Below are 14,156 nucleotides of genomic sequence, written 5' to 3' on the forward strand. Positions count from 1 at the left end.
TAATAAGATAAACAGAGAGCCTGATTATTCATAGGAGTCGATGAACATGAAATCAATCTTTTATACATTTATATGGGCCATCCTCTCTACTTTTTTTTCGCTTGTGATTTTAACCGTCAGTATAGGGGTTTTCCATCATCATGCTGGATTATCGATACTGTATGCGATGATTGGGTGGGGCGTGATGTTTGTGGGGAGCAGATGGACTGCTTTCCAATTGTTTTTAAAGAAACACGGACTGTCTCGTAGTGATTATGTATATATCAAACAGCATTTAAAAGAAGCGGGACAAAAGCTTGTGCGTTTAAAAAAAGCTTTATTTGCTGTGAAAAACGTACAAACGATCAAACATAATTATGAAGTTTTTCGGCTTGCACGACGAATCTATACAATAACAAAAAAAGAGCCTAATCGCTTTTATGATGCACAGCGTTTTTATTTTGAAAGCTTAGATTCTGTCGTTGAACTAACTGAGAAATATGCACTCTTGTATAATCAGCCTAATCGTAGTCATGAGCTGGAAATGACATTGAGCCAAACCCGAGTGACATTGACAGAGCTGCAAAAGCAATTGACGAATGATTTGCAGCAAGTGTTAGGAAGAGATATAGAGGCTCTTCATATTGAGCTTGAAGTAGCTGATAAAATGATGAAGAAATAGATGAAAGGAGTCAAACTCGATGAAACCGGAAGATCGCGCCACAACATCACTTGCCTCCAATACAGATCTTCAGTTTCGGGTGTTTGATACCTTATCTGATGAAGAGAAAAAAGAAGCTGTGCAGCGAGCTCAGCAGATCCCTGAAAATCCGCAAAAGCTCCTTTTCTATGGTACACGTGTGCAGGAACGACTATTGGAACAATCACAACAGATGATGAAATATGTTGAGAAAAAAGATATCGATCAAATAGGAGACGTGCTTGAAGCCTTTTTGCAGCAGCTGCAAGTAGTGGAGCCTGAGGATTTAGTGCCAAAGAAACAGGGCTTTTTTTTGAAATGGTTTCAACGGGATAAGCGATCTATTCTGGAGATCATATCACGATTTCAACATGCAAAATCACAGATCGAGAGATTGTCCGCAAGGCTTCGTTATGCAAGAGGTGTATTAATCTCGGACCATATATTATTAGAGCGTTTATTTGAAGAAAATCAAACATATTTTCAAGAGATGACGATGCAGGTTGCCGCAGTTGAAGCGAAAATGACAACGTTAGAGCAGCAGCCTCTTTCAGAAACGCAACTTTCTGTTGAACGGACGTTAGAGGAGCAATTGATGAGTCAAGAAATCAATGAAGAAGAGTATGTGGAGAGACTAAAGGAACGAAAGTATGATTTGCTGTTAAGCCGGCAAATTGCATTGCAATGTAATGCTCAAATTCGGATGATCCAGCATACGAATCATACATTGGCCAATCACATTCAATCAACTGTTTCAGCATCTATTCCTCTATGGATCAACCAAATGTCGATTGCATTAACACATATTCAGCAGCGGGCCAATTCAGCTCTTGAGAACCGAATCCAAAAAACATATGAAAATGTATCGAAACAGCAGGGGCAGATTCTTGAAGAGGCATCTTTAGCCCCTATAGATACGTTGAAAAAGGTTCAACGTCAATTAGCTGAAACATTACAGGAAACATTACAGGTGAAAGAGCATGGAAGCCAAGAGCGAGCTCAATTGAAAAGCAGTATGTATGAGGCAGAGCAGCAGTTGGCGAATCCAATAAAGGAATGAGAAACCATCTTTCGGTTCACTTGTTTGAACGTTATAATAGACTTAAGATATCGTTAAAGTGAAAAGGGTCGATTTGTTTGAGAACACCTTTATATACAGCATTAGCACAGCATGCGGAAAAGAAGCCTTATTCTTTTCACGTTCCAGGACATCACAATGGAGATGTCTTTTTTGATGAGGCACGGTCTCACTATGCTTCAATCCTTCAATTGGATGTGACGGAGCTTGAAGGCCTAGATGATCTTCATCACCCGACTGGGGTCATCCAAGAGGCAGAACATTTATTGACTAAGCTATATGGTTCAGGTCAAAGCTTCTTCCTTGTGAATGGCACAACAGTCGGAAATTTGGCGATGGTGATGACAGCATGCCGCATGGGAGACGAGATTTTTGTCCAGCGTAATTGCCATAAGTCTGTCTTTCATGCGATCGAGCTTGCAGGGGCAACGCCTATTTTGATAGACGCTGAGATAGACGCTCACTTGCACGTTCCAACACATGTGACGGATGATACAGTGAGAAAAGCCATAGCAAGACATCCTCATTGCCGGGCAATCGTTTTGACTTATCCGAACTACTACGGACACGCAGCTGATTTATCAAAGCTGATTCACATGTGTCATGAAGCAGGTATGGTTGTTTTGGTTGACGAGGCACATGGTGCGCACTTTGTATTAGGCGGTGCCTTTCCTCCATCTGCTCTTTCCTATGGAGCGGACGTGGTGGTACAATCAGCACATAAAACCCTTCCGGCAATGACGATGGGTTCCTATCTTCATCTTCAAGGGGACCGAATCGATGCGAAGCGTTTGAAAACCTTGCTCACGATGCTTCAAAGTAGTTCGCCCTCTTATCCAATTATGGGCTCATTAGATGTAGCAAGAGCTTATGTCGAGGAGATCAAAGGAAAAGGGACATTGGATGTAATCATGAAAGAACTGACAGAGCTGAAAGATCAGTTCAACCGTCTGACCCATCTTGAAGTGGTTGAACCTGACTCGATACATTCCGATCCTTTAAAATGCGTCATTCGATCAACAAAAGGACTGACTGGTTACGAACTAAAGCAGGTGCTTGAATCAGTGGATGTTCATCCAGAGCTTGCGGACGAACATCAGGTTTTACTTGTACTTAGCTTAGAACAGAGGCAGAACGTTCCTTTCAAGCGGATTGAGCAGGCTCTTAAGCAAAGTGATTCATTGCTCAAAGGAAAAAAACATATCCAAAATGAGACGATATCTATTGAGACTGATGTACAAAATCAAGACATAGAGGCTGTCCCATTTGAACATGCAGCAGGCCGGATGAGTGCAGAATCCATTATTCCCTATCCACCTGGAATTCCTTTGATGATTAAGGGAGAGCGTATTGAAAAAGAACAAATTGAGGCGTTAAGCCGTTTGCTTGGTCACGAGGTTCATATTCAAGCAAGTCAGGTCATTCATCAGAGAAAATTATATGTTTATATAGAAGAGGAGACACTATGAGTGGTATGTTTATTACGTTTGAAGGGCCAGAGGGTGCCGGAAAAACGACAGTGATACGAAAAGTGTACGAAGAAATGGAACGTCAAGGATATGCAGTGATGGCGACACGCGAGCCGGGCGGCATTGACATTGCTGAGCAGATCCGTGAAGTCATTTTAAATGAAAAAAATACAAAAATGGATGCGAAAACAGAGGCATTGCTGTATGCAGCAGCAAGAAGGCAGCATTTGGCTGAAAAGGTAGAACCGGCATTGCAGCGCGGAGAGACAGTCTTGTGTGATCGTTTTGTTGATAGCTCTCTTGCTTATCAAGGTTATGCGAGAGGGCTTGGAATTGACCAAGTCAGATCAATTAACGACTTTGCTATTGATGGCACGATGCCGCAAATGACGATTTACTTTTCTATTACACCTGAGGAAGGGCTAAAGCGAATTCACGCCAATCAAGGAAGAGAAAAGAATCGATTAGACATGGAGACGCTGAATTTCCACCAGTTGGTCAGAGAAGGCTATGAACTACTTATTGCGCAATCACCAGAACGATTCCATGTAGTGGATGCTTCTCAGCCGATGCAAAATGTTTATGAAGAAGTACTTCGAGTGATTCAGGACACATTAAAGAAAAATCAAAAATGACCTCATTCCCAATCGTTGTTATAATATAGAGGAAGACATCGGCATGTCACCTGTGCCTAAAACAAAGGAGGCCAATCAAATGAAATTAATTGTTGCCGTTGTACAGGACCAAGATAGCAGCAAGTTGTTGAAAATATTGACTGAACATCAATTCGGCGTGACAAAATTAGCTTCAACTGGTGGGTTTTTAAAGTCTGGGAATACGACTTTTATCATTGGTTGTGATGATGTCCGAGTGGATAAAGCGTTACAGCTTATAAAAGAAAATTGCCGTAAACGTGATCAAATGATTGCACCTGTATCTCCAATGGGTGGTAACGCAGATTCATATGTACCATACCCTGTTGAGGTTGAAGTTGGTGGAGCTACTGTCTTTATTCTGCCAGTTGAACAATTTCATCAATTCTAAGGATGGGTTGCTGTGAAAATTAATCAAGATATGCGGCTGCTTTTAGAAAAGCGTGAACTCCAAGGCATGAAAGGAAGCCAAACATCTGCCTCTTTTAAAGCATCAATGGAGACGCAAAGCGGCAAAATGCGCTTAGAGCAGCTGACGGTTATGCTGAGTGATATCGAAGTATTCGGTAAAAAGTTGACAAAGTCACGAAACTTAAAGGACTTGGCTAGGTTTAAAGGTCTTGTGAAGCGCTTTGTGAAAGAGACAGTCGATAATGGATTAAATATAGAAACATCAAGAAGCTTTGACATTTATGGCAACACGCGTACACTCGCTTTAGTCAAAGCATTAGATGAAAAGCTGATTGAATTAACAGAGGATATGATGGACCAAGAGAAGCCATCTATTGATTTGCTTGAACGTATTGGAGAAATAAAAGGTTTATTGATTAACCTTTACACATAGAGAGTGATAACATGGCAATTAGCTGGGATGACATGAATGAGTTGCAGCCGCGCGTCATGCGGCTGATTTTTAATAGTATTGATAAAGATCGACTTGCGCATGCCTACTTATTTGAAGGAAAAAAGGGTACTGGTAAGCGGGAAGCTGCGATGCTTTTGGCTAAGAGTTTTTTTTGCTTGGAATCAGGAGTGAAACCGTGTGAATCCTGTCAAAACTGCAAGAGGATTGAGTCAGGAAACCATCCCGATTTACATCTCGTGCAGCCTGATGGTCAATCAATTAAGAAAGCGCAAGTACAGGCATTGCAAGAGGAATTTACAAAAGCAGGTGTGGAATCTCACCGAAAAATGTATATCATTCTTCATGCGGACAAAATGACGGTTAATGCTGCGAACAGTTTATTAAAGTTCCTAGAGGAGCCTAACCGGGAAACGATGGCAATTTTAATCACTGAGCAATCGCATAAAATGTTGGATACGATTATTTCAAGATGTCAGATGCTCAGCTTTCAGCCGCTGCAGCCACAATCCTTGGAGCAGCAGCTATTACAAGAAGGCGTATCTCAGCATCTTGCAAGGCTTTTGTCGAATTTAACCAACAATTTAGCAGAAGCACTCGAATTAAGTCGAAATGATCAGTTTGCAGAGTCTAGAGCGAAAGTGATAAAATTGTATGAAGTCTTACACCAGCGAAAAGAACATGCATTTTTTTATATACAGGATCAATGGATGCCTTTTTTCAAAGAGAAAGACCTTCAAGAAACAGGTCTGGATATGCTTTTATTTATATATCGTGATGTTTTGTCGATTCAAATAGGAAATGAAGATAAAGTCATTTATCAAGACTTATTCCAGACAATGAAGCAGCACGCGCTGCATTCCACACAGCAGATGGTGACGAACCAGATCCTTGCTGTATTAGAAGCGAAAAAGAGACTTCAATCCAACGTGAATGCCCAAGGGCTGATGGAGCAATTGGTGTTGATGTTGCAGGAGGGATAAGCTTGTACAACGTAATTGGTGTTCGCTTTAAAAAAGCGGGCAAAATCTATTATTTCGATCCTAATGGATTTCATATAGAAAATGATAGTTGTGTCATTGTAGAGACGGTCAGAGGAGTTGAGTACGGACAAGTGGTCATCGCTAATAAAAAAGTAGATGAACACGATGTCGTTCTTCCTCTGCGTAAGGTGATTCGTGTAGCAGACGAACGAGACCGACTCATCGTTGAGGAAAACAAAGAAGCAGCGATGACAGCCTTTGATACATGTCTTCAGAAGGTAAGTGAACACGGTCTTGAAATGAAGCTGGTTGATGTTGAATTTACATTTGACCGAAACAAGGTCATTTTCTACTTCACAGCGGATGGCAGAGTAGATTTCCGTGAGCTAGTGAAGGATCTTGCATCGATCTTCAAAACGAGAATTGAACTTCGCCAGATTGGTGTAAGAGACGAGGCAAAAATGCTGGGTGGCATAGGACCTTGCGGGCGAATGCTTTGCTGTTCGACATTCTTAGGAGACTTTGAACCAGTATCCATTAAGATGGCAAAAGATCAAAACCTGTCGCTAAATCCCACAAAAATTTCAGGGCTTTGCGGTCGTTTGATGTGCTGCTTGAAATATGAGAATGATGAGTATGAAACAGCGAAAGAACAATTGCCGGATATCGGTGAAACGATTCAAACATCTAGTGGCTCTGCAAAGGTAGTAGGGCTCAACATTTTAGAACGAATTTTGCAAGTTGAATTAACCGGGCAAGAAAAAGTGGTAGAATATACTTGGGAAGAATTATTACAAGAAGGCGTTGTATCTGCACAAACAACTGAGTAACGAGGTGTGCCACCTTGGATAAAAAGGAACTATTTGATACGGTGATCAATTTAGAAGAACAAATTGGTTCTCTTTATCGCCAGTTAGGTGATTTGAAAAATCATATCGGTGAAGTGATTGAAGAAAATCATCAGCTGCAGATGGAGAATCAGCACTTGCGTGAACGTCTGGATCAGTCCGATCGGGACAAATCGTCTGAGACAGAGAATGATTCTGCTCAGAAACCAGGTCATTCTGATATAGGAGAAGGTCATGATAACCTGGCTCGGTTATATCAGGAGGGCTTCCATATTTGCAATGTACATTATGGGAGCATACGTAAAGAGGGAGACTGTTTGTTCTGTCTGTCATTTTTAAATAAAAAATGAGAAAAGGCTTCCGCTGAATCGGAAGCCTTTTTCACAGGAAAAGAAAGGATACATCATGGTTTCGTTAAGAGAAGATGAACGATTAGATTATTTGCTCGCCGAAGATATGAAAATTATTCAAAGTAAAACGGTTTTCGCCTTTTCATTGGACGCAGTGTTATTAGCAAAATTTGCGTATGTGCCCATCCAAAAAGGAGAGATCATTGATCTTTGCACGGGAAATGGCATTGTGCCATTGCTGCTTTCGACTCGATCTAAGGCTTCCATTACTGGGGTCGAAATTCAAGAACGGCTGTTTGATATGGCAAAAAGAAGTGTGGCGTATAATCAACTTGAAAAGCAGATAGAACTGATTCATGGCGATCTGAATGATATGCCAGCACGCTACGGCAATCACAAAGTAGATGTCATTACATGTAATCCACCATATTTTAAGACACCTTCTAAAGAAGAAATCAATGAGAATGAATACTTGGCCATTGCTCGGCATGAAATTCATTGTACATTAGAAGATGTCATTCGCGTTTCTTCCACGCTGCTGAAGCAAGGAGGGAAACTGGCGATGGTTCATCGGCCTGGCCGGCTACTTGAGATTGTGGAATTGATGAAGAAGTACCGAATTGAGCCAAAACGAATTCAATTTGTTTATCCAAAACAGGGTAAGGAAGCCAATACCATCTTAGTAGAGGGGATAAAAGATGGAAAACCAGATCTGAAAATTCTCCCGCCTCTTTTTGTTTATGGAGATGATCAAGAGTATACTGAGGAAATCAGGACGATACTGTATGGAGAAGCATAATCATTATTTCTATGTATTGAAATGTGCAGACGGCAGCCTATATGCAGGTTATACAAATGATTTACAAAAAAGACTGACGACCCACAATAGTGGAAAGGGAGCAAAGTATACAAGAGCAAGACGGCCAGTTGAGCTGTATTATCATGAATGTTTTGCAACCAAGAGAGAAGCCATGCAGCAAGAATATCGTTTCAAAACGTGGACACGGAAAAAGAAAGATCTTTATATAGAAGAAATGCGTATTGAAAAGGAGGCGGCACATGAAAACACAGAAAAGCTTTGATGGTCAATCAGATATGGGCATTCTATATCTCGTCCCAACCCCAATTGGCAATTTAGAAGATATGACGTTTCGAGCCATACAAACATTAAAAGATGTAGACTATATTGCCGCAGAGGATACAAGACAAACGAAAAAACTTTGTCATGTCTATGAAATTGATACGCCATTAACGAGTTATCATGAGCATAACAAAGACAGCAGCGGTCACAAGTTGATCGAATGGTTAAAAGAAGGAAAAAACATCGCACTCGTGAGTGATGCTGGTTTACCGACGATCTCTGATCCAGGTGCTGAAGTGGTCCGTGACTTTACGAATATCGGCGGTTATGTCGTTCCGTTACCTGGAGCAAATGCTGCACTTACAGCACTCATTGCCTCAGGGATCACGCCGCAGCCATTTTTCTTTTATGGATTTCTTGACCGACAAAAAAAGGAAAAGAAAAAACAGCTCGAAGCTTTGAAGAAGCGTCAAGAAACAATCATTTTCTATGAAGCGCCTCATCGGTTAAAAGAAACGCTGACTTTGATGAAGGAAGTGTGGGGCAACCGGAATATCGCCATTACGAGAGAACTAACGAAAAAATTTGAAGAGTTTATTCGTGGAGATTTAGAGTCTGTGCTGACATGGGCGGTAGAGAATCAAATCCGAGGTGAATTCTGTCTAGTCGTACAAGGTAACGATCAAGATGAAGAAGAGCTAAATGAAGATGTCTGGTGGAAGTCCTTATCTGAAAAGGAACACGTAATCCATTACATAGAGGAAGGATTAACGTCGAAGGAAGCCATTAAACATGCAGCCGTCGAACGTGGTGTACCAAAGCGCACCATATACGATGCCTATCATATTGAACAATAAAGAAAGGTTCTTGCAAACGGTGCAAGAACCTTTTTTATATCAAACTTATTTTTGTGATTGAAGTTGGTTTTGGATTTCGTTAATGATTTGCTCTGCACCTTCACGGCTAAGAACTAATTTACCATTAGCAAGTTTAAGGTTATCGTCTGATACTTCACCTGTAACTTGGCAAGTCATGTTTGGTTTATATTTTTTTAGGATAATTTTTTCATCATCAACATAAATTTCCAAAGCGTCTTTTTCAGCGATTCCTAGAGTACGGCGAAGTTCGATTGGAATCACCACGCGCCCTAATTCGTCAACTTTACGTACAATACCTGTAGATTTCATCTTCATTCTCCTCCCAAAGAGTTCTTATTCTTAATATAATATTATCTTCGTCATTATTCGACAAATTCCTTACATTCATAGCATAACAAGGTTTCCATAAATCGTCAATCATTTTGTTTACTATTGTTTGTAAAATATGACTCTTAAAGTCAAAAGACCTTGAAACTACTGATTTATAAGGATTTTGCGGCTTTTTTCTATGAAAATATGAGAAATGACGAGTTCAGATTAACAAGACTTTTGCCCTAAATTAGACAATTGTAAATCTGGAGATAGATTTCATACGACAATATTCGACAAAATGTCGACAGGTTTGTCGTTTTTTTCGAAAAACTCATCTTTTTCGATCATTTCATCTTGTTCTATGTATATATGCTTGATCTTAAAGGCTAAGATGGTATCATAGAGAAAGCACAAGTGCAAAATTTAATAAATGGATCTAACACATTTTCATGTAATGATGATAACCGCTCTCGTCCATTGGGCGGGAGTTTTTGACATTTACACACACGCAGGAGGTTCCAACATGCCGGAAAAGAAAAAAACGTTCTATCTGACAACACCTATTTACTATCCGAGCGGAAAATTACATATTGGACATGCTTATACGACAGTAGCAGGGGATGCTATGGCTCGTTATAAACGTCTTCAAGGCTATGATGTGATGTATTTAACGGGTACAGATGAGCACGGACAAAAAATTCAGCAAAAAGCTGAAGAACAAAACATCACACCGATCGAATATTTAGATCCTGTCGTAGCAGACATTCAATCACTATGGAAGAAACTCGACATTTCCAATGATGATTTCATCCGTACAACAGAAAAAAGACATACGAAAATCATTGAGCAAGTGTTTCAAAAGCTGCTTGATCAAGGCGATATTTATTTAGACCAATATGAAGGCTGGTACAGTATTCCTGATGAGACATTCTATACGGAAACACAGCTTGTGGATGTTGAGCGGAATGAAAAAGGAGAAGTCACTGGCGGGAAAAGCCCTGACAGCGGACATCCTGTCGAATTAATTAAAGAGGAATCATATTTCTTCCGTATGAGTAAGTATGCGGATCGTTTACTAGACTATTACGAAAAGAATCCAACGTTCATTCAGCCTGAATCAAGAAAGAATGAAATGATCAATAACTTCATCAAACCAGGTTTAGAGGATCTAGCTGTATCAAGAACAACCTTTGACTGGGGAATTAAAGTTCCAAACAATCCAAAGCACGTCATCTATGTATGGATTGATGCGTTGTTCAACTATTTAACTGCGATTGGTTACGGAACTGATCAGGATGAAAAATATAAAAAATATTGGCCTGCCAACGTGCACCTCGTAGGGAAAGAAATTGTTCGTTTTCATACGATTTATTGGCCAATTATGCTGATGGCACTCGATCTGCCGCTGCCGAAACAAATTTTCGCACACGGCTGGCTGTTGATGAAAGATGGTAAGATGTCTAAATCAAAAGGGAACGTAGTAGATCCGGTCACATTAATAGATCGCTACGGTCTTGATGCCCTTCGTTATTACCTCCTTCGTGAAGTACCATTTGGTGCGGATGGTGTGTTTACACCAGAAGGATTCGTGGAACGTGTAAACTATGACCTTGCCAATGATTTAGGTAACTTGCTTAACCGTACAGTTGCGATGGTTCAAAAATATTTTGACGGTACATTAAGTAGCTATAAGGGTCCAGTTAATGAGTTTGATGAGGAGCTTAAAGCAGTAGCTGAGCAAACAGTCAAAGCCTATGAAGAAGCGATGGAAAACCTTGAATTCTCGGTGGCTCTTTCAAATGTTTGGACATTAATCAGCAGAACCAATAAATATATTGACCAGACAGCTCCTTGGGTGCTGGCAAAGGATGAAACAAAACGAAAAGAGCTGCATTCTGTCATGTATCATTTAGCAGAATCACTCCGCATCACAGCAGTGCTCTTAACGCCTTTCCTAACGAAAACACCTGAGAAAATTTTCTTCCAGCTTGGCATTGAAGAAGAGAAACTTAAAAGCTGGGATAGCACTCTATCTTTCGGTGCGATTCAACAAGCGACGGTACAAAAAGGCGAGCCTTTGTTCCCGCGTTTAGAGGTTGAAGAAGAAGTAGCATATATTAAAGAGAAAATGCAGGGAAGTGCACCAAAGGTAGAAGAAGAGAAAGTAGAAACAGAATTACCTGAGCTAGGAGCAGAAATTGCTTTTGATGATTTCTCAAAAGTTGATCTTCGAGTCGCACAGGTACTGGAAGCAGCCCCAGTGAAAAAAGCAGATCGTCTCTTAAAGCTGCAGCTTGATTTTGGATTTGAAAAGAGACAAATTGTTTCAGGGATAGCCAAGCATTATCAACCTGAGGAATTAGTAGGGAAGAAGCTCGTCTGTGTAGCAAATCTCACACCAGTTAAACTCAGAGGGGAAATTTCCCAGGGAATGATTTTAACTGGAGAAACTAGCGGGAAATTGCAGGTTCTTGAAGTGGATCAATCTCTAGCAAATGGAACAAAAATTTTATAAATCAACAAAGGTGTTCCACGTGTAACATTTCGTCGAACACCTTTTGTTTTTTAGAAGAATTGTCGAAAGGAGCAATCAACGATGTTATTTGATACACATGCCCACTTAAATGCGGAACAATATAATGAAGACTTAGAGCAGGTGATCGAAAGAGCGAAGAGTGAAAAAGTCGAAAAAATCGTAGTGGTAGGGTTTGACCGCCCGACAATTACGAGAGCAATGGAATTAATTGAAGAGTATGATTTCATCTATGCAGCCATTGGCTGGCACCCAGTCGACGCCATCGATATGACAGATGAGGATTTGCTGTGGATCAAAGAATTATCTCAACATGAAAAAGTCGTTGCAATTGGAGAAATGGGTCTCGATTACTATTGGGACAAGTCGCCAAAAGATGTGCAAAAAGAAGTCTTTAGACGTCAAATTGCTCTTGCGAAGGAAGTGAATCTTCCGATCATTATTCATAATCGTGACGCAACGGAAGATGTCGTGACGATCTTAAAGGAAGAGGGAGCGGCTGAAGTTGGAGGGATTATGCATTGCTTTACTGGCAGCCTAGAAATCGCAAAAGCGTGTATGGATATGAACTTTTATATTTCATTCGGTGGACCCGTGACATTTAAAAATGCCAAAAAACCGAAGGAAGTTGTCAAAGACATACCAAGTGACCGACTTTTAATTGAAACAGACTGCCCATACTTAACGCCAGCGCCATTTAGAGGAAAACGCAATGAGCCAAGTTATGTGAAATATATCGCAGAACAAATTGCGGAGTTACGAGAAATAAGCTTTGAAGAGCTTGCTGAATTGACCACAAAAAATGCGAAAAAAGTTTTCGGTATAAACTGACAGTATATGATGTCAATCCTTGTTTAAGCTTGTCCATTTGTGAAACATAACGAAAATGTTCTACACGTTTACGCCTCTTCATAGGATAAGTTGTCGATAAGTCTTTCTTCCCTTCCTTCCATTAATCTCCCATAATAGGGTTACAATCGAGCATTTTTGTACAGTGGGTGGAAGGGTTGACAGGTTTTGAGATACTCTATATAATCTCTCCGAGGAGAAGGAGGCGTTTTTCATCGTACAAAAAATGAAAAATCTGTTTTCTGTTAAGCTAGGAAAAGGCAAGGTTTTATTACTAGTTGTTTGCTTGCTTTTAGCTGGAACTGGGACGGCTTACGGTGCGCATGAGCTCACTAAGCAGTCTATTACCATTTCAATCAATGGTAAAGAGAAGACAATTCGTACACATGAAGAGACAGTAGCACAGCTGCTTTCAGACCTTGGAATAAAGACCAAGGCGGAGGATCATATCTCTCCAAGTCTAAATACAAAGATTGAAGACAACATGAACATTGTGTATGATGCGGCTATACCGGTTCATCTGACCCTAGATGGGAAAGAGAAAACGATATGGACAACAGATCAGACGGTTGGAGCATTATTGAAGAATGAGAAGATAGATATTGGGAAGCACGATCAAGTAACTCCAGGAAAGAATGACAAGATTAAAAAGGATATGGATCTTGTGGTTCAGCAGGCCTTCCAGGTCAGCGTAAATGATGGAGGAAAAGAGAAAAAAGTGTGGACCACTTCGACTACGGTCGCTGACTTTTTAAAGCAACAAGAGCTGAAGCTCAAGAAGCACGATAAGATCAAACCTGCGTTACATAGTCACATTTCTAATAAAAGCGCAGATATCCAGATCACTCGGGTGGAAAAAGTCACCGATGTAGTGGAAGAGAAAATTGCTTTTGATACCAAACATAAAAAGGATCGTTCTCTTGAAAAAGGAAAAGAGAAGGTGCTTAAAAAAGGTGAAGAAGGTAAATTGAAGAAGCACTATGCCATTGTGAAAGAAAACGGCAAAGTGGTGTCTAAAGAATTGATTAAAGAAGTGACTGAAAAAGATAGCAAGGATCGTTTAGTGGCCATTGGTACACAAGAGTCCCAAAAAGAGCCTAAAGCGACACCTGCCGTTTCAAGAAGCAATGAATCGTCAGGAAAAGAATTTTATGTGGCGTCGACAGCCTATACAGCGAGCTGTGCTGGATGTACGGGCAGAACGTCAACTGGCTATAATTTAAAATCAAATCCAGGTGCAAAGGTCATAGCAGTTGATCCGAGTGTCATTCCGCTAGGCTCTAAAGTGTATGTGGAAGGCTATGGATATGCCGTTGCATCAGACACTGGATCTGCTATAAAAGGGAATAAAATTGATGTGTTCGTCCCGAATAAGTCGGCAGCTTATCAATGGGGAAATAAACGAGTGAAAATTAGAGTACTCAAATAAACACATCAAATCATTTATATGAACAGAGGGCTTTGCGCACCCTCTGTTTTTTTGGTTATAATAGAAGCACTGTTTTCTAATTAATTAGACGCAAAAACAGCAAGAAAGGTTTCATTTTTTAACCAAAAATTGTTTATTGTTTTTGCAAGCGG

16 protein-coding genes are annotated in these 14,156 nt (G+C 40.4%); 15 read left to right on the plus strand and 1 reads right to left on the minus strand.

The window, feature by feature from the left end:
• Nucleotides 1-46: 46 nt before the first annotated feature.
• From MHH54_RS00195 to rsmI, 12 genes are all read left to right on the plus strand, one after another.
• Nucleotides 47-661: a 5-bromo-4-chloroindolyl phosphate hydrolysis family protein gene (locus tag MHH54_RS00195; RefSeq protein WP_003217944.1), complete on the plus strand. Its 615-nt coding sequence runs from the start codon at nt 47-49 to the stop codon at nt 659-661.
• Between the two features lie 19 nt (nt 662-680).
• Entirely contained in the window at nt 681-1,739 is a 1,059-nt protein-coding gene (locus tag MHH54_RS00200) for a toxic anion resistance protein (RefSeq protein ID WP_342500561.1), read from the plus strand.
• 77 nt (nt 1,740-1,816) lie between these two features.
• Nucleotides 1,817-3,226: an aminotransferase class I/II-fold pyridoxal phosphate-dependent enzyme gene (locus MHH54_RS00205; protein ID WP_003217894.1), complete on the plus strand. Its 1,410-nt coding sequence runs from the start codon at nt 1,817-1,819 to the stop codon at nt 3,224-3,226.
• Nucleotides 3,223-3,861 carry a dTMP kinase gene (tmk, locus tag MHH54_RS00210; RefSeq protein WP_044140387.1) on the plus strand — a complete coding sequence of 213 codons (639 nt, stop codon included), beginning with the start codon at nt 3,223-3,225 and terminating at the stop codon, nt 3,859-3,861. The genes MHH54_RS00205 and tmk overlap by 4 nt, the downstream gene beginning before the upstream one ends.
• Nucleotides 3,862-3,940: 79 nt before the next feature.
• Entirely contained in the window at nt 3,941-4,270 is a 330-nt protein-coding gene (locus MHH54_RS00215; RefSeq protein ID WP_012008640.1) for a cyclic-di-AMP receptor, read from the plus strand.
• Nucleotides 4,271-4,282: 12 nt separating this feature from the next.
• On the plus strand, nt 4,283-4,723 hold the full coding sequence (locus tag MHH54_RS00220; RefSeq protein WP_044140388.1) for a DUF327 family protein: 441 nt from the start codon (nt 4,283-4,285) through the stop codon (nt 4,721-4,723).
• A gap of 11 nt (nt 4,724-4,734) precedes the next feature.
• Entirely contained in the window at nt 4,735-5,724 is a 990-nt protein-coding gene (holB, locus tag MHH54_RS00225; RefSeq protein ID WP_050945801.1) for a DNA polymerase III subunit delta', read from the plus strand.
• 2 nt (nt 5,725-5,726) lie between these two features.
• Nucleotides 5,727-6,554 carry a stage 0 sporulation family protein gene (locus MHH54_RS00230; RefSeq protein WP_003217932.1) on the plus strand — a complete coding sequence of 276 codons (828 nt, stop codon included), beginning with the start codon at nt 5,727-5,729 and terminating at the stop codon, nt 6,552-6,554.
• Between the two features lie 14 nt (nt 6,555-6,568).
• Nucleotides 6,569-6,922: a DNA replication initiation control protein YabA gene (gene yabA, locus MHH54_RS00235; protein WP_003217957.1), complete on the plus strand. Its 354-nt coding sequence runs from the start codon at nt 6,569-6,571 to the stop codon at nt 6,920-6,922.
• A 55-nt stretch (nt 6,923-6,977) separates the two neighbouring features.
• Nucleotides 6,978-7,721, plus strand: coding sequence for a tRNA1(Val) (adenine(37)-N6)-methyltransferase (locus MHH54_RS00240; RefSeq protein ID WP_044140390.1), 744 nt, complete (start codon nt 6,978-6,980; stop codon nt 7,719-7,721).
• On the plus strand, nt 7,708-8,004 hold the full coding sequence (locus tag MHH54_RS00245) for a GIY-YIG nuclease family protein (RefSeq protein WP_003217970.1): 297 nt from the start codon (nt 7,708-7,710) through the stop codon (nt 8,002-8,004). The genes MHH54_RS00240 and MHH54_RS00245 overlap by 14 nt, the downstream gene beginning before the upstream one ends.
• On the plus strand, nt 7,982-8,860 hold the full coding sequence (gene rsmI / locus MHH54_RS00250) for a 16S rRNA (cytidine(1402)-2'-O)-methyltransferase (RefSeq protein WP_113386627.1): 879 nt from the start codon (nt 7,982-7,984) through the stop codon (nt 8,858-8,860). Before MHH54_RS00245 ends, rsmI begins: the two co-directional genes overlap by 23 nt.
• Before the next feature lie 45 nt (nt 8,861-8,905).
• Here the strand turns inward: rsmI and MHH54_RS00255 are convergent, their stop codons facing one another.
• Nucleotides 8,906-9,196 (minus strand): AbrB/MazE/SpoVT family DNA-binding domain-containing protein, encoded by a 291-nt coding sequence (locus MHH54_RS00255; protein WP_087975202.1) that lies wholly within the window; start codon nt 9,194-9,196, stop codon nt 8,906-8,908.
• Between the two features lie 520 nt (nt 9,197-9,716).
• Here MHH54_RS00255 and metG point away from each other — a divergent pair.
• From metG to MHH54_RS00270, 3 genes are all read left to right on the plus strand, one after another.
• Nucleotides 9,717-11,708, plus strand: coding sequence for a methionine--tRNA ligase (gene metG, locus MHH54_RS00260; RefSeq protein WP_106033208.1), 1,992 nt, complete (start codon nt 9,717-9,719; stop codon nt 11,706-11,708).
• 81 nt (nt 11,709-11,789) lie between these two features.
• On the plus strand, nt 11,790-12,557 hold the full coding sequence (locus tag MHH54_RS00265) for a TatD family hydrolase (RefSeq protein WP_050945797.1): 768 nt from the start codon (nt 11,790-11,792) through the stop codon (nt 12,555-12,557).
• Between the two features lie 244 nt (nt 12,558-12,801).
• Complete coding sequence (locus MHH54_RS00270) at nt 12,802-14,004, plus strand: G5 and 3D domain-containing protein (RefSeq protein ID WP_106033210.1); 1,203 nt, start codon at nt 12,802-12,804, stop codon at nt 14,002-14,004.
• Nucleotides 14,005-14,156: the final 152 nt, after the last annotated feature.

Origin of the sequence: Bacillus sp. FSL K6-4563, assembly GCF_038630405.1 — a bacterium.
Taxonomy (GTDB): domain Bacteria; phylum Bacillota; class Bacilli; order Bacillales; family Bacillaceae; genus Bacillus; species Bacillus pumilus.